This window comes from Actinomadura craniellae, from assembly GCF_003289645.1.
In the GTDB taxonomy this organism is placed as follows: Bacteria; Actinomycetota; Actinomycetes; order Streptosporangiales; family Streptosporangiaceae; genus Actinomadura_D; species Actinomadura_D craniellae.
Genome location: NZ_QLYX01000014.1, coordinates 175370 through 190542, shown reverse-complemented (window position 1 = coordinate 190542; position 15173 = coordinate 175370). Strand labels below are relative to the sequence as shown.

General features: G+C 72.1%; 16 protein-coding genes. 11 read left to right on the top strand and 5 right to left on the bottom strand.

The features are described from left to right. Positions 1-132: 132 nt before the first annotated feature. The 4 genes from DPM19_RS26580 to DPM19_RS26565 all read right to left on the bottom strand — a co-directional run bounded on the left by DPM19_RS26580 (position 133) and on the right by DPM19_RS26565 (position 3541). Positions 133-654 (bottom strand): DUF6630 family protein, encoded by a 522-nt coding sequence (locus DPM19_RS26580; protein WP_111870766.1) that lies wholly within the window; start codon positions 652-654, stop codon positions 133-135. 100 nt (positions 655-754) lie between these two features. Then, the gene (locus DPM19_RS26575; RefSeq protein ID WP_199485297.1) at positions 755-1903 is read right to left on the bottom strand and encodes a hypothetical protein; all 1149 of its coding nucleotides are present in this window, start codon (positions 1901-1903) and stop codon (positions 755-757) included. Positions 1904-1927: 24 nt separating this feature from the next. Beyond that, positions 1928-2821, bottom strand: a complete 894-nt coding sequence (locus tag DPM19_RS26570) for a universal stress protein (protein ID WP_111870765.1) — start codon at positions 2819-2821, stop codon at positions 1928-1930. Between the two features lie 18 nt (positions 2822-2839). Further along, a complete protein-coding gene (locus DPM19_RS26565) occupies positions 2840-3541 on the bottom strand; it encodes a hypothetical protein (protein WP_111870764.1) in 702 nt (233 codons plus the stop codon). 213 nt (positions 3542-3754) lie between these two features. Between DPM19_RS26565 and DPM19_RS26560 the strand changes: the two genes are divergently transcribed. The 11 genes from DPM19_RS26560 (at position 3755) to DPM19_RS26510 (ending at position 14229) form a co-directional block, all read left to right on the top strand. After that, positions 3755-5179 (top strand): MFS transporter, encoded by a 1425-nt coding sequence (locus DPM19_RS26560; RefSeq protein ID WP_233510766.1) that lies wholly within the window; start codon positions 3755-3757, stop codon positions 5177-5179. A 40-nt stretch (positions 5180-5219) separates the two neighbouring features. Continuing rightward, complete coding sequence (locus tag DPM19_RS26555) at positions 5220-6383, top strand: thiolase family protein (RefSeq protein ID WP_111870763.1); 1164 nt, start codon at positions 5220-5222, stop codon at positions 6381-6383. Between the two features lie 113 nt (positions 6384-6496). Next, on the top strand, positions 6497-6946 hold the full coding sequence (locus tag DPM19_RS26550; RefSeq protein WP_111870762.1) for a winged helix-turn-helix transcriptional regulator: 450 nt from the start codon (positions 6497-6499) through the stop codon (positions 6944-6946). A 296-nt stretch (positions 6947-7242) separates the two neighbouring features. Continuing rightward, the gene (locus DPM19_RS26545; protein ID WP_199485296.1) at positions 7243-8001 is read left to right on the top strand and encodes a thioesterase family protein; all 759 of its coding nucleotides are present in this window, start codon (positions 7243-7245) and stop codon (positions 7999-8001) included. A 66-nt stretch (positions 8002-8067) separates the two neighbouring features. Then, positions 8068-9861 carry a fatty acyl-AMP ligase gene (locus DPM19_RS26540; protein WP_325050287.1) on the top strand — a complete coding sequence of 598 codons (1794 nt, stop codon included), beginning with the start codon at positions 8068-8070 and terminating at the stop codon, positions 9859-9861. A gap of 12 nt (positions 9862-9873) precedes the next feature. Further along, positions 9874-10770 carry an acyl-CoA desaturase gene (locus tag DPM19_RS26535; RefSeq protein WP_199485294.1) on the top strand — a complete coding sequence of 299 codons (897 nt, stop codon included), beginning with the start codon at positions 9874-9876 and terminating at the stop codon, positions 10768-10770. 15 nt (positions 10771-10785) lie between these two features. Beyond that, entirely contained in the window at positions 10786-11754 is a 969-nt protein-coding gene (locus DPM19_RS26530) for an acyl-CoA desaturase (protein WP_199485293.1), read from the top strand. Positions 11755-11774: 20 nt separating this feature from the next. Further along, the gene (locus DPM19_RS26525; RefSeq protein ID WP_111870761.1) at positions 11775-12068 is read left to right on the top strand and encodes an acyl carrier protein; all 294 of its coding nucleotides are present in this window, start codon (positions 11775-11777) and stop codon (positions 12066-12068) included. A 15-nt stretch (positions 12069-12083) separates the two neighbouring features. Continuing rightward, positions 12084-13187 carry a fatty acid desaturase gene (locus DPM19_RS26520; protein WP_111870760.1) on the top strand — a complete coding sequence of 368 codons (1104 nt, stop codon included), beginning with the start codon at positions 12084-12086 and terminating at the stop codon, positions 13185-13187. Beyond that, complete coding sequence (locus DPM19_RS26515) at positions 13184-14044, top strand: alpha/beta fold hydrolase (RefSeq protein ID WP_111870759.1); 861 nt, start codon at positions 13184-13186, stop codon at positions 14042-14044. Before DPM19_RS26520 ends, DPM19_RS26515 begins: the two co-directional genes overlap by 4 nt. After that, positions 14041-14229, top strand: coding sequence for a rubredoxin (locus DPM19_RS26510; RefSeq protein ID WP_111870758.1), 189 nt, complete (start codon positions 14041-14043; stop codon positions 14227-14229). The genes DPM19_RS26515 and DPM19_RS26510 overlap by 4 nt, the downstream gene beginning before the upstream one ends. A 47-nt stretch (positions 14230-14276) precedes the next feature. Here the strand turns inward: DPM19_RS26510 and DPM19_RS26505 are convergent, their stop codons facing one another. Beyond that, positions 14277-15173, bottom strand: coding sequence for an alpha/beta fold hydrolase (locus tag DPM19_RS26505; RefSeq protein ID WP_111870757.1), 897 nt, complete (start codon positions 15171-15173; stop codon positions 14277-14279).

Genomic DNA, 15173 nt, shown 5'->3' with positions numbered 1-15173 from the left:
TAGATTTTTGTGAGAAAGTAGACGGGGCCGCTTCGCCTGGTTGGAGATATATGTATTCCGGCAGGTGAATCAAGATCTCGCGAGAGGCCGGGTGCCGGCTTGGCGCGGTGGACGTGTCGCCGCGGGCGCGTTTCAGTCCGGATCCGGGCGGCCGAGGATTTCGACGCGGTACCCGGCGGTGTCGGCCAGCGCGACGAGTTCCTCGGCGCGGGCCGCCGCGACGAAGGTCAAGGGGTAACAGTCGGACATGATGTCGAGGACGACGAGGGCCGTCCCGGATTCCAGGAGGCGCTCGCCCGCCAGGGTGAGGAACGCGTAGGTGTCCAGGCCGTGTTCGTCGCCGAGCGCGTCGTACCAGTCCCACGAGGCCCCCGCGGGATGGCAGTGCAGCTCGGTGAGCTGGTCGCGGATGTCCCCGGGGTACTCGCGCCAGTCGATCTCGGCGAGCAGGCCGTGCTCGGTGAGTTCGTCGATCAGAGCGATCCAGGCGAGGTCGTCCTGCGGCTCGTCGATGGCGCGGAGCGCGAGGCGGGTGGCGCGTTCGCGGACGTAGCCGGCGGGATCATCGAGGGCGAAGGACGCCTCGGACGCCACGCGCTCCTGCCCGGGAGCCAGTAGTTCGGCGATGGCGTCGAGGCGTGCGGGCCGGGTCATGGGTCCCTTTCAGGGTCGAGGGGAGTGGAGTCCCCGTGTGGCGAACAAGGTACGGGCGGGCACCGTCAATCCGGCCGTGCCGGAGACCGCCGGGCGGCCGTCAGCGGCGGAGGGTCGCGCCGGTGAGCGCGGGGCGGCCCGCGCCGAGGTAGAAGATGCCGGGCAGCCCCGCGGTCTCGAAGCCGGCGCTGGGGTTGCCGCGCAGGCGGGACCGGTCGATGGCCAGGGTGCCGGTGCGGTCGTTGCTGACGAAGAAGAGGGCGCCGCCGCCCTCGTTGGCCCGGTTCCGCTCGATGATCGAGCCCGCGATCCTGATGGTGAAGCGGTTGCCGTCGGCGTAGATGGCACCGCCGCTGCCGCCGCCGGGGGTGCCGCCGCGGGCGGGGTTGGCGCCGCGCCCGATCGCCCGGTTGCCGGTCAGGACGCTGTTGAGCACCGCCCAGGAGACGCCGATGCTGCTCAGCGCGCCGCCGTTGGAGCAGACGCCGTCCTGGAAGGTGCTGCTGACGATGTGGACGGGCAGGTCCCGCGACTGGTCCAGGACGCGGATGGCGGCGCCGCCCAGGTCGGGGCCGGTGGGGTCGCACCGGTTGCGCACGAACCGCGAGTTGACCACGTTGAACCGGCCGCCGCGGACGAAGACGGCGCCCCCGCCGCCGCCCTCGGCGCGCTGGCCGGTGGCGTTCCCGTCGGTGAAGGTGAGGTTCTGCACCGTGAGCCGCGGGGTGGGCTGGTCGTCGCAGTGGGACGTCGTCCAGCCCTGGGCCTGGTCGCAGGTGTTCATGTAGAGGATCCGGCGGGCGCCGCCGCCGCTGAGGGTCACCAGCCCGCCGCCGTCCAGGACGATCCGGGGGCTGGCGTTGCGGACCTTCGCGGTGGCGGTCATCTTGATGGTGACCGGGCGGGGGCCGCAGTCGAACGTGATGATCCCGCCCTTGGCGACGGCCGCCACGACCGCCGCGGAGGTGCAGCCGCGCGGGTTGCCGCGGCCGATGACCCGGGTGGGGCGCGAGGTGTTGACCGCTCGTGCCTCCGCTGGCACGGGGGCGCGGCCGGCGGGGTTGCCGGCCCGGAACGGGCGCGGCTTGGGCTTGGGCTTGGCGGTCTTCGTCGGCGTGGGTGTCGCCGGTGCGGGGGTGGTGGGCGGTGGGGGCTGCGCCGCCGGGCGGGGCGGCCGCGGCTTGTCCTCGGCACAGCCGGCCAGCACGAGGCACCCCACGACCGCGATCATCGGCACTGAGCGACGCACGGGCCGACAATAGCGGCGAACCGGTCAGCCGGTCCGGCTCTCCCCGGGAATTCCGCCGGCCACCGGGCGGACGACGGCGACCGGGCAGTGGGCGTGGTGGACGAGCCCGTGGCTGACCGAGCCGAGCCGCACGGCGTGCAGGCCGGTGCGCCGGCGGGCGCCCACCACGACCAGGTCGGCCTGCGAAGACGCCTCGGTCAGCACCCGGACCGGGTGGTCGTGGGCGATCTCCTCGACGACTTCGACCCCGGGGTGGCGCTCGCGCCAGGGCACGCAGACCTTGCCGAGTTCGCGGCGCACGGTCGCTTCGACGTCCTCGACGTCGATCGTGTACCCGGACTGCAGCAGCGTGGGCGGCAGCCGCCACGCGTACACGACCCGCAGCGCCGCGCCCCGGCCGGCGGCGGTCTCGAAGGCGTAGGCCAGGGCGGCGGCGGAGTCGTCGGACAGGTCGACGCCGGCCACGATCCGGCCCTGGGGCGGCGGCTGCTCGTCGCGGACGATCACCACGGGGCCGCCGCAGTGCCCGGCGACGCCCAGCCCGACCGAGCCCAGCAGCAGGCTGGTGAACCCGCCCAGGCCGCGGTGGCCCAGCACGATCTCGAACGCCCGCTCCGAGTACGCGCGCAGCGCCGCCACGGGCGCCTCGAACACCAGCTCGGTGGTCACCGGCACGCCGGGCCGCCGGGCCGTGGCCAGGTCCCGGGCGTTGGCCAGGATCCGGCGCCCCTCGCGCTCCAGCGCCTCCGCGGTCTCGGGCAGGGCGAGTCCCGCGGCGCCGTAGGTCCACTGCTCCACGGCGTACACGATCACCAGGGGGCGGTTCCGCAGCGCGGCGTCGTCGGCGGCCCACTCCACGGCCCGGCGGGACGTCTCGGAGCCGTCGGTGCCCACCACGATCGGACGGTCATCGGTCATGCTCGCCTCCACGGCCGGTCAGGCGCCCTGCGCCGCGGCCGGCTCGGCGATTTCCCTGGCACGCCCGGCGGGGCGTTCCAGCCGCCGGCGCAGGTTCTGGAACTGGCGGAGTTGCATGACGAGGTGGGCGGGCTCGCCGATCAGGATGTTCGACACCCGCGCGGCCCACCGGGGGCGGCCCCGGCCCAAGGTGCGGACGACGAGCCGGGTCCGCCCGTCCGGCAGCGGGTGCAGGTGGAAGCCCCACACGTCGGCGGTGTAGTCGTGCGGCCACGGGCCGCGCGGATCGAAGACCCGGCCGGACGGCAGCTCCAGGTCGGTCCGCAGCACCAGGGTCCGGGAGGGATCCAGCAGCGCGACGGTGAACCAGGTGGCGCCGCTGGGCACCGAGTCCAGCCGGTCGCCCACCGCCAGGTCCTGCCATTCGGGGACGATCCGCTCGGCGCTGGGCCGCCCTCCGTTGTCGAGCCGGTCCCAGCTGTACCATCCGGCCCGCCCGCAGCCCAGTTGCACCAGCCAGGGCCACACCGCCTCGGGCGGCGCGGGCAGGGTCGCGGCCATGGTCGACCGGCCGTCGGGCGGACCCAGCAGGTCGTCCCCGGGGTAGCGGCGCGCCGCCTCCGCGCGGGTCGCGCCCCAGCGCAGCAGGCGGGGGCGCACCAGCAGCGCCCAGCCCGCCGCCCCGGCGAGGGCGGGCAAGAACCATCGACGGCCGACCACGAGACGATCACCTCCTGCGACGTTAGGCACATCACTCCTCCCCGGCCGCCCGGGGGAAATCACCCCGCGGCGTGGTTGATCAGGGAGTTCGGTGCCCGCTTCGTCCCGGCTGGTGCCTGTTCGGCGCCGGACAGGTGGTTGTCGAACCGGATTCGGGATTGCTAGGGTCGCCGCAACATGTCAGTTGGATAGTCCAACTTACTGGAGGGAAGCGTGAGCAGTCCCCAGGCCCAGGCCACCGCCGAGACCGGGTCCACCGCGGCCCGGCCACGGCTCGGCGTCGTCTTCGCTGTCGTCGCCGCCGGGGTGTCGATGTCCAACCTCGACGTCTTCATCGTCAACGTGGCCCTGCCCGAGATCGGCCGGTACTTCCCCGACGCCTCGCTCGCGTCGCTGTCATGGGTGCTCAACGCCTACGCGGTGGTGTTCGCCGCGCTGCTGGTGCCCGCGGGCAACTTCGCCGACCGGGTCGGCGCGCGCGGCGTGTACCTGTCCGGCATCGTGGTCTTCACGGCGGCCTCCGCGGCGTGCGCGCTCGCACCGGACGTCTGGTCGCTGGTCGCGGCCCGGGTCGTGCAGGCGTTCGGCGCGGCCCTGCTGCTCCCCTCGTCGTTGGGCCTGCTGCTGGCCGCGTCCCCGCCCGAGCGCCGGATGTCCATGGTGCGCGCCTGGACGGCGATCAGCGGCCTGGCCGTCGCGCTCGGCCCGGTGTTCGGCGGGCTGCTCACCGGGATCGACTGGCACTGGGCCTTCCTGGTCAACGTGCCGATCGGGATCGCCGCGCTGGTGGTCGGCTGGCGGGTGCTGCCCCGGGTGCCGGCCCGGGACCTGCCCCGGCCGGACCTGTTCGGCGCGGCCATGCTCACCGTCGCGATCGCCGCGCTGGCCCTCGGGCTGGTCCGCAGCGAGGACTGGGGTTGGCTGTCGGCCGGGACGCTGGGCTCGCTGGCGGTCGCCCTGGTGCTGCTGGCCGGGTTCGTCCTGCGGTCGGCGCGGCACGAGGCTCCGGTGCTGCCGCTGTCGATGCTGCGGCTGCCGGCCTTCGCCCCGGCGACGCTCGCCAACATCCTGTTCTCGGTGGCGTTCGCCGGGATGCTGCTGTCGGTCGCGCTCTGGTGCCAGCAGGTCTGGGACTGGTCCCCGCTGCAGACCGGGCTGGCGATCGCGCCCGGCCCGCTCATGGTGCCCGCGCTGGCCATGACCTCCGGCTCCTACATCCGGCGGTGGGGCGCGGGGCCGATCGCCTTTGTCGGCAGCCTGACGTTCGCCGCCGGCATCGCCTGGTGGTACGCGCTGATGGAGCCCGGCGGCGGCTACGTCACGGGGATGCTGCCCGGCATGCTGCTCACCGGCGTCGGGGTGGGGCTGACCCTCCCCACGCTGATCGGCGCGGCCGTCTCTGCGGTGCCGCCGCAGAGCTTCTCGACCGGCTCGGGCGTGGTCACCATGGCCCGGCAGATCGGCATGGTGCTCGGTGTCGCGCTGCTCGTCGTCGCCATGGGCGGCTCGGACGAGCTGGCGTCCGCCTTTGACGCCGGCTGGCTGGCCACCCTCGCGGCCGCCGTCGCCGCCGCCGCGCTCTGTGTCTTCGTCGGCCGCGCCGGACGGGCGCCGCAGCCCGAACGGTCCGACCAGTGAGTTGCCTTTTCCCATCAAGTTCCCATTCAAGGAGGACGCCATGCGGGAAGCAGTGATCGTTGAAGCGGTGCGCACACCGGTCGGCAAGGGCAAGCCGACGGGGGCGCTGCACGAGGAGCACCCCGTGGACCTGCTGGCCCGGACGCTCCGCGCACTGGTGGACCGGACCGGGATCGACCCCGCGCTGGTGGACGACGTCATCGGCGGCTGCGTGACCCAGGTGGGGGAGCAGGCGATCAACATCACCCGCAACGCGGTGCTGGCCGCGGGATTCCCCGAGAGCGTCCCGGCCATGACCGTCGACCGGCAGTGCGGCTCGTCCCAGCAGGCCGTGCACATCGCGGCGCAGGGCGTGATCAGCGGGGCCTACGACGTGGCGATCGCCTGCGGCGTGGAGTCGATGTCGCGGGTGCCGATGGGGTCGAGCGTGCTGCCGGGCAGCGACCCGTTCGGGTCGCTGCTGGCCGCGCGCTACCCGGAGGGGCTGGTCGGCCAGGGGATCAGCGCCGAGCTGATCGCGGCCCGCTGGAAGATCGACCGGGAGGAACAGGACGCGTTCGCCCTGGAGTCGCACCGGCGCGCCGCCACCGCCTGGGACCGCGGCGAGTTCGACCGGGAGGTCGCCTGGGCCGGGCAGCGGGACGAGACCGTGCGCGCCGGCACCTCGGCCGAGGCCCTGGCGGGGCTCCGGCCGGCCTTCCACGACCCGCGGGTGGCGGAGCGGTTCCCCGAGATCGGCTGGCATGTCACGGCGGGCAACTCCTCGCCGATCAACGACGGCGCCGCGGCGCTGCTGATCATGGGCATCGACACCGCCGCACGGCTGGGACTGCGCCCGCGGGCCAGGTTCCACGCGTTCGCGGTGGCCGGGGACGACCCGCTGCTGATGCTCACCGCCGTCGTGCCCGCCACCCAGAAGGTGCTGGCCAAGGGCGGGCTGAGCCTCGGCGACATCGACCTGTTCGAGGTCAACGAGGCGTTCGCCTCGGTGGTGCTGGCCTGGCAGCGGGAGACCGGCGCCGATCTCGACAGGGTCAACGTGCGGGGTGGCGCGATCTCCATCGGCCACCCGCTGGGCGGCAGCGGGGCCCGCCTCATGACCACCCTGCTGCACAACCTGGAGGACCGCGGCGCCCGGTACGGGCTGCAGACCATGTGCGAGGCGGGTGGTCTGGCCAACGCCACCATCATCGAGCGCCTCTGAGGAGTTCCCGGCGAGCCCGCCCTCGCCGGGAACCGGCTCCGGCGGGGGTGCGGCCGCCCCCGCACCCCCGCCAGAGCGTTTGAAATCACAACTAACTTGCCTAGGATGGGCCCATGCCTGACACCGTGGCGCCCCGGGAGTGTTCCATCGCCGATGTGCTCGACCTGGTGGGCGAGCGGTGGACGCTGCTCGTCGTCCGCGAGCTGAGTCACGGGGTCCGCCGGTTCGAACGGCTGGTCCGCAACATCGGGGCGTCCCGTGACATCCTCACCAACCGGCTGCGGAAGCTGGAGACCGCGGGCATCATCCGGCGCGAGCGCTACAGCCACCACGCGCTGCGGTACGAGTACCACCTGACCGCCGCGGGCTGGGAGTTGTGCGACGTGCTGCTGACCCTGATGAAGTGGGGTGACCGGCACCTCAACCCCGACGACCCGCCGCTGCGGCTGCGGCACTCCTGCGACGAGGTCCTGGAGCCGGCGCTCATCTGCCGGCACTGCGGCGAGCCCGCGCGCAAGGGCCTGCACTCGCCCACCGGCCGGGGCGCCCTGCCCGCCGACTGAAAGTCACGGGACGCGACGCGAAGATGCCGTTTCGTATTTCCTGTGGCTGGTGTCACAACGATTCATGATCCTGCTTGTTCAGCGATACAGCGAACTGCCGGGTTGTGTCTGGGGAACCGCAATCACACCCGCTTTTCCGTTGCTCGACACCTAGCGGTCTTGCGCATCTGAATTGCTCTCCTTATAGTCAGTCGCATGTTCCAACCCACTCGGCCGAGTGGTATTTACGAGATCGTCCGGCAGGGGGTAAGTGTCTCGTGACGGCAGTCGAAGGGTCGGTTTCGCCGGCCGCCCTTTTGGACACTCCGATCGACGGTCCCCTTGATCCGGGGCCGCACCTCGGGGGCTTCGGCGGGCTGCACGGCGGCCTGCTCCTCGCGCTGATGGTCGCGGCGATGTCGGAGCGGGCGCCCGGCGCCCGGCTGCACAGCGTCACCGGCAGGTTCCATCGCCCGGTCGGCGGCGCGTTCGCCGTCGAGGCGGCCGTCGCCCGCACCGGGCGCACGATCACCGGCCTGTCCGCCCAGGCCACGACGGAGAAGGGGGTGCACGCCGAGGCGACCGCGATCTACGGCACCGCCCCGTCCGGGGGCTGGCCGGTCTTCGCGCCCGAACCCCCGGCGGCCCCGCCGCCGGAGGAGTGCGAGCTCTTCGCCATCCCCCCGGAGTTCGTGCCCATCTCCGTGTACATGCAGATCAGGCCGGTCGGGCCGAACCGCCCCTACGCAGGCGGCAAGGAGCCGGAACTGACCGCCTGGATCCGCCTGGTCGAGGACGACCGGCCACCGGACCTGCTCAGGTTCATCCTGCTGATGGACGCGCTGGCGCCCGCCTACGCGGCGGTCCTCTCGGATCTGGTGCTGGTCCCGACCGTCGAGTTCACCGTGCGGCCGGGCGACGCACTGGCGACGGCGGCATCACCCTGGGTGCTGCTGCGGGCTCGCACCCGGGCCGCCGGGCCGGACGGCTGGAACGAGGAGGAGATCGACGCCTGGGGGCCGGACGGCGCGCACCTGGGATCCGCCCGGCAGTTGCGGGTGGCCCGTTCAGCGTGAGGCCGAAATAGGCTCGAAGTACACCTGAAGCATAAGGTTAACAATTTCAAAAAGGGGACCTGTGTAGTGTCCGTGGAACACCACAGCAAATGGCCCACGACCTCGTTGCCCGAGATTCTGCATGAGCGGGCACGGCAGCCACGACGGCTCGCATTCCGTTTCCTCGAAGGTTTTTCACCTGACGGTTCGGCCACCGAAATCGTGGACTGGACCTACCACGACGTGGCCGAACACGCCGCCACCGTCGGTGCCGAATTAAGAGATCGCGGGCTCACCGGACGGCGGGTGGTCCTCGCCCTCGACCCCGGCCCGTATTACGTCGCGGCGCTGTTCGGCATCTTCCTGGCGGGCGCCACCGCCGTACCGTCTTTCCCGCCCTTCGGCCGCCGGGCCAAGGCCCGCTTCGCCTCGATCATCGAGGACTGCCGGCCGGACGCGGTCATCGCGCACCCGCGCTTCGCGGGCACCGGCGCGGCACCGGCCGCCGAACCACCGCCCGGGATGCGGGCCCCGGACTGGCTGTCGCTCGACGAGGAGTTCTTCCGGCGGGCGGGCACGGCACCCGGCATCCTCCCGGAACCGGCGGACCCGGCTCTGCTGCAGTACACCTCGGGCTCCACCGGCGACCCCAAGGGCATCGTGCTCACCCACGCCAACCTGGTCAGCAACTGCCATGTCCTGGAACACAACATGGGCGTCGAGGCGGACCGCGTCGGCTGCTCGTGGCTACCGCCCTACCACGACATGGGCCTGATGGGCACGATCATGCTCGCCCTGCACAGCGGCTGGCCGCTGGTGCTGATGTCGCCGGTGGACTTCGTCCAGCAGCCGTACCGCTGGCTCAGAGCGATCACCGACAACCGGGTCACCATCTCGGTCGGTCCCAACTTCGCGTTCGACCTGTGCGTCGACACCGTCACCGACGAGGAACTGGCGACCCTGGACCTGGGCTCGCTGCGGCAGGTGTACTGCGGCGCCGAACCGGTGTTCCCCGCCACCGTCGAGCGCTTCGCCGAGCGGTTCGCCCCCCGCGGGTACGACCCGGCGGCGCTCGTCCCCTGCTACGGCCTCGCCGAGGCGACGCTGTTCGTGTCCGGCAAGGCCGCCGGCGCCCCGGTCCGGACCATGTGGCTGGACCGGCCGGCGCTGGAGAAGGGGGTCGTCCGGGACGCCGAGCCCGGCGGCGAGGACGCCGTCGAGATCGTGAGCTGCGGTGCGGTGGCCGCGGGACACGAGGTCGCCATCGCCGACCCGGACGCGCGGCGCCGGGTGCCGCCCGACGGGGTGGGCGAGATCTGGGTGGGCGGCCCGAACGTCGCCGCCGGCTACCTCGGCCGGCCGGAGCCGAGCGCCGAGACGTTCACCGCCCTGCTCTCCACCGGCGCCTGCTCCGCACCCGTCGCGGGCGAGCGCCCCCCGACCTACCTGCGCACCGGGGACCTGGGTTTCCTGCGGGACGGGGAACTGTTCGTCACCGGCCGGATCAAGGACCTGATCGTCATCGCCGGCCGCAACCTCTACCCGCAGGACATCGAGCGGTCGGTGCTGGCGGCGGGCGCCGAACTGCGCCAGGCGGCGGCGTTCTCGCTGCGCGACGCCACCACCGAGTCGCTGGTCGTCGTCGCCGAGTTCCACGGGATCAGGCGGCGCACCGCGGCCGAGGTGGCCGCGGCCCGCGACCTCGTGCTGGCCGCGGTGACCGCCGACCACGGCGTCCGGCCGGCCGCGGTCCACCTCGGCCCGGTCGGCACGATCTTCACCACCACCAGCGGGAAGGTGCGCCGGGACGCCACCCGGCAGGCGTTCGTCCAGGGAACGCTCAAACGGTTCGCCCCGGCCACTGACGAGAACACGCCGTGACCGGAGGCCACGATGACCCGACCCCTTGAGGCCGCACCGGTACACGGCGGCGACACCGACGTCCTGGCCCGCCGGATGGCCTACGTCACCGTGGGACTGCCCGCGCTCGGCTTCGTGGCCGCGCTGGCGTTCTCCCTCCGCTACGGGTTCACCCTCCGCGACCTGGCCCTGCTCGCCGGCATGTACCTGGTGACGGCGCTCGGGGTGGAGGGCGGGCTGCACCGCTTCTTCTCGCACCGCTCGTTCACCGCGGGCCCGGCGGTGACCGCGTTCCTGGGGGTCACCGGGAGCATGGCGGCGCAGGGACCGATCCTGTTCTGGGTGGCCGTCCACCGCCAGCACCACGCCTGCACCGACCGGGACGGCGACCCGCACTCGCCCCGCCCGCTCGGCCCCGGGCTGCGGGGCAGGCTGCGCGGCCTCTGGCACGGGCACGCCGGCTGGCTGTTCACCATCCGCCGCGCCGGGTGGACCAGGCACGTGTCGGACCTGGTCCGGGACCGCCTGGTCATGAAGGTCAACCAGTACTACTTCGGCTGGGTCCTGCTGGGCCTGGCGATCCCCGCCGCGATCGGCGGGCTGCTGGGCGGTGCCGAAGGTGCGGCCGGCGGGTTCCTGTGGGGCGGGCTGGCCCGGATCTTCCTGCTCGACCAGGTCACCTGGAGCGTCAACTCGATCGGCCACACGCTGGGCAACCGGCCCTACCGGACCCGCGACAACAGCCGCAACGTCGCCCCGCTCGCGCCGCTGTCCGTGGGCGGCTCCTGGCACAACAACCACCACTCGCAGCCCGCGCTCGCCACCAACCGGCACTCCTTCTGGCAGATCGACGTCACCGGAATGTTCATCCGCACCCTCGACCTTGTCGGGCTGGCGTCCGACGTGCGCTATCGCCGAGCGAAGAAGTAGGGAGGCCAGTCCACCGTGTCCACGGCAACGATTTCCGCGCCGCCGGAAGGATCGATCGTCAAGCTCGACCCGGCGAGCGCCCGGATCAAATGGATCACCGCGTTCGCGACCATGACGCTGCCCGGTCTGGGCACCGTCGCGGCCGCGATCTTCCTCTGGAACGGCTGGTACACCGCGACCGACCTGTGGCTCTTCGCGGGGATGTACTTCGTCCACATGGCCGGCATCACCATCGGCTTCCACCGCTATCTCGCGCACAAGTCGTTCCGCACCTCGCGGTTCTTCGAGGGCGCCCTCATGATCAGCGGCTCGATGGGCGGCCAGGGCCCGATCATGTACTGGGTCACCACGCACCGCCGGCACCACCGCTTCAGCGACCGGGAGGGCGACCCGCACTCGCCTAACCTCTCCGGCGACGGCCTGGGCGCCAGGCTGCGCGGCCTGTGGTGGGCGCACATGCCGTGGATGCTCAGCGACGAGAGTTCGAGCTGGCGCTTCTGGGCGCCGGACGTGCTGCGCGACCGCCGGCTGTTCTTCTACCACCGCACCTACCAGCTGTGGCTGCTGCTCGGCCTGGCGCTGCCCGCGCTGATCGGCTTCGCGGTGGAGCGGACGCCCATGGCGCTGCTCACCGGCTTCCTGTTCGGCGGGCTGGCCCGGATGTTCCTGGCCAACCAGGCGGCTTGGTGCGTCGGCTCGCTCAGCCACATGATCGGCGGCCGGCCCTTCGACAACGGCGACCGCAGCGCCAACAACTGGCCGGTGGCGATCTTCACTTTCGGCGAGGGCCTGCAGAACAACCACCACGCCTTCCCCGGCTCCTACCGGCACGCCGTCCGCCCGTGGGAGCCCGACCTCAGCGGCTGGGTGCTGACCGGGCTCGGCCGGCTGCGGGTGGTGTGGAACCTGCGCCAGCCGGACGCCGCCGCCATCGCCGCCCGCCGGGCCCGCAAACGCCCCGCGGCCGAACCCGGAACCAACTGACCGACGAGAACGGGAACCCGATGTTCAGACGCAAGAAGAAAGTCGAATTCGAGGGGCCGCGCACCGCGGAGTCGATCCGCCGCTGGCTGATCGAGCACCTGGCGGAACGGGTCGGCGAATCTCCCGAGAACATCGACACCAAGAAGACGTTCGAGGCGTACGGCCTCGATTCCCGGGTCGCCGTCCAGGTCTCCGGATCGCTGGAGAAAATCGTGGAGCGGCGCCTTTCCCCCGGGCTGCTGTACGAGTACCAGACGGTGGACGACCTGAGCGGATACCTGGCCAAAGAACTCGGTCTCGCCGGCCATTCATAACCGAGGACGGAAACCATGGCGACCTACCGTTTTCCCGCCGCTCCAGACGAGAATTTCGCCGAGTTCATGCGCAAGTCCGAGGAGATCAAGGGGGAGCGGCTGGCGCAGGCGATCCCCCGCGAGTACTTCACGCCGCGGGTGTGGCGCGGGCTGCTCGGTTTCGCCGTGAGCTGGGCCCTGTACCTGGGGGCGCTGGCCGGCATCGCCGCCGCCCCGCACTGGGCGCTGTACCTGCCGCTGTGGGTGGTGGCGGGCCTGGGCGGCTGGGGCCTGCACTGCATCGCGCACGACTGCGGGCACGGCTCGTTCTCGCGGTCGCGGAAGTTCAACTCCCTCGTCGGGCACGTGTCACTGCTGCCGCTGATCTATCCGTTCCATGCCTGGCGGCACGTGCACAACCTGCACCACACCCACACCAACAATCTGGAGCTGGACACCGACTGGCGACCGATCCCGGCGGCGCTGTACGACCGCATGCCGTGGTGGGACAAGGTGATCTATGCCGGTACCCGGACCGTCGCGTTCTGGGCGGGCACGATCAACTACTGGCGGGTGTCGGGTTTCCGGCCGGGGTTCTTCCCGAAGCGGGAGATGCGGCGCGACGTGCGGCGCTCGATCGTGTTCGTGCTGGTGGCGTCCGCGCTGTACTTCCCGCCGCTGATCTACTTCACCGGGTTCACCGGGCTGCTGCTGTACTTCGTGGCACCCTGGTTCGCCATCCACGCGTGGTTCAGCGCCACCACGCTGATGCACCACAGCGCCTCCGACGTCCCCTACCTGACGTCCGAGCACTGGACGAAGAACGCCGGCCGGCTGCTGCTGACCACCGACTACCGCTACCCCCGGTGGCTGCTGTTCCTCACCCACAACATCTCGGTGCACACCGCGCACCACGTCGCGCCGCCCGTCCCGTTCTACAACCTGCCCAAGGCCCAGGAGGCGCTGAAGGCCGCCTACCCGGGCATGGTGCGGGAGCAGGACCTGAAGGCGCGGCACCTGTGGCGGATCGTCCGCCGGCTGCACTTCTACGACACCGAGTCCGGCTTCTACGCCGACTTCGGCCGGCAGCAGGTCGCCCCCGAGCAGCGGGAACGGCAGGCCGTGGGGACCGCTCCGTGACGCCGGTCGCGCTGCGGCGGTCCGGCTACGCCGCGCTCGGCCGCCTGGCGCCCGGATTCGCCGGGCGGCGCGCGACCGACGCCTTCAGCACCACCCGCGCCCTCGGCGTGTACCCCGACGACCTGCCCCCGCTGGGCTCGCGCGGGTTCCCGGTCGAGGGCGACCCGGACGTGCGCGGCGGGTACCTGTGGGGCGAGGGCGGGCCGACCGCCCTGCTGGTGCACGGCTGGGGCACCGACAGCAGCAGCATGCACAGCCTGATCCCGCCGCTGCGCGCGCTCGGCTACCGGGTGGCCGCCTTCGACGCTCCCGGGCACGGGGTGGCCGAGGGTTCCCAGGCGACGATGACCCAGTTCACCCGGGCGGTGGGCGCGGTCCTCGACACGCTCGGCGACGTCCGGGTGATCGTGGCGCACTCGCTCGGTTCGATCGCGTCCGTCGGGGCGGTCGCCGCCCGCCCCGCCGCGCCGATCGACTGCCTCGCCCTGGTCGCGCCGGCCTGCACTCTCACCGGGGTGCTCGAACGCTGGTCGCGCGGCGAGCTGCGGCTGGCCCGGCCGACCGTGCGGCGGATCTACCGCGAGCTGCACCGGCGTAACGGGGTGCCGGTGAGCCACTGGGACGTGGTGGGGCTGGGCGGTGACCTCGACTGCCCGGTGCTGGCCGTCCACGACCCGGGCGACGACGTGGTGCCGTTCGCCGAGGCGGAGGCGGTGGCGGCCGGGCTGCGCGACGTGCGGCTGGAGCGGGCGCCGGGCACCGGCCATATCGGGATCCTGATGGCGCCCGAGGTCAAGGAGCTGATCTCGGCGTTCGTCAGCGGGCACGGCATCAAGGACGAGGAGAAGGCGCGATGACCGCCGAGACCGCCGTCAAGGGACGGGCCTGGATGTGCCTGGTCTGCGGTTTCGTCTACTACGAGGACCAGGGGCTGCCGGAGGAGGGCATCGCGCCCGGCACCTCCTGGGACGAGATCCCCGACGACTGGGCCTGCCCCGAGTGCGGCGTCAGCAAGGAGGACTTCGTGATGTCGCCGCTGTGAGGTAAAGGGCAGGGGCCGCCCCGCGGGGCGGCCCCTGCTCCGTTCGCTCAGGTGAAGAACGCGAAGAACTCCCGGACGACGGCCTCGGGTTGCTCCTCGACCAGGTAGTTGCGGGTGCCCTCGATCTCGGCCATCCGCACGTCGGTGCCCTGGCCGGGCAGCACCTGCTTCATGTAGTCGAAGAAGGGGCCGTAGGCCAGCCCCAGCATCGGCACGGAGATCTTGTCGTAGCCGAGGAAGTCCTCGATGTCCTGCTGGTAGGCCTGGAACCAGCCCTGGCTGGCCCGGATCGCCTCGGCGGGGGAGTACGCCCGGGCGTAGACGTCCCGGTCGAAGGGGGTGATCGCGTCCGGGTCCACCAGGCTGAGGCCGAACATGTAGTCGATGATGAGCCTGGCCCGCCCGGTGAGGAGCTGCACGGGCAGCTCCTGGACCTGCTGGAAGGCCAGCCACCAGCGGTGCGGGGGCGGGTCGCCGGGGCGCGGCAGCATGGGGAACTCGTAGTAGCTCTCGTCGATGTGCGTGGTGTTCAGCACCGCGAGCCGCCGGGTCGCCTCCGGGTGGACGGCGGCGTAGCTGAACGCGATCATGGCGCCGATGCCGTGCCCGGCGATGTCGACCTTCTCGTACCCGAGCCGGCGGACCAGCTCGCGGACGTCCCCGGCCATCGACTTCTTCTCGAAGCCCGAGTCGGGCTTGTCCGAGCCGCCCATCCCGCGGATGTCGACGACGATCACCCGGTACCGGGTCGCCAGGGCCGGCATGACCTTGCGGTACTCCCACCAGGTCTCGGGCCAGCCGGGCAGCAGGACCAGCGGCTCGCCCGCCCCGCCGATCACGTAGTGCAGCCGGATCCCGTTGACCTCGGCGTACCGGCTGTGGAAGTCGCCGTCCAGGGAGGCTGCGAGCCGGGCGTCGCTGAGCTCATCGGTGGAGTCGGACAT

Coding starts and splice junctions, on each gene's coding strand:
- DPM19_RS26580 (WP_111870766.1), bottom strand. CDS start 654: ATGACCCGGCCCGCACGCCTCGACGCCATCGCCGAACTACTGGCTCCC.
- DPM19_RS26570 (WP_111870765.1), bottom strand. CDS start 2,821: ATGACCGATGACCGTCCGATCGTGGTGGGCACCGACGGCTCCGAGACG.
- DPM19_RS26555 (WP_111870763.1), top strand. CDS start 5,220: ATGCGGGAAGCAGTGATCGTTGAAGCGGTGCGCACACCGGTCGGCAAG.
- DPM19_RS26550 (WP_111870762.1), top strand. CDS start 6,497: ATGCCTGACACCGTGGCGCCCCGGGAGTGTTCCATCGCCGATGTGCTC.
- DPM19_RS26535 (WP_199485294.1), top strand. CDS start 9,874: ATGACCCGACCCCTTGAGGCCGCACCGGTACACGGCGGCGACACCGAC.
- DPM19_RS26525 (WP_111870761.1), top strand. CDS start 11,775: ATGTTCAGACGCAAGAAGAAAGTCGAATTCGAGGGGCCGCGCACCGCG.
- DPM19_RS26520 (WP_111870760.1), top strand. CDS start 12,084: ATGGCGACCTACCGTTTTCCCGCCGCTCCAGACGAGAATTTCGCCGAG.
- DPM19_RS26510 (WP_111870758.1), top strand. CDS start 14,041: ATGACCGCCGAGACCGCCGTCAAGGGACGGGCCTGGATGTGCCTGGTC.
- DPM19_RS26505 (WP_111870757.1), bottom strand. CDS start 15,173: ATGTCCGACTCCACCGATGAGCTCAGCGACGCCCGGCTCGCAGCCTCC.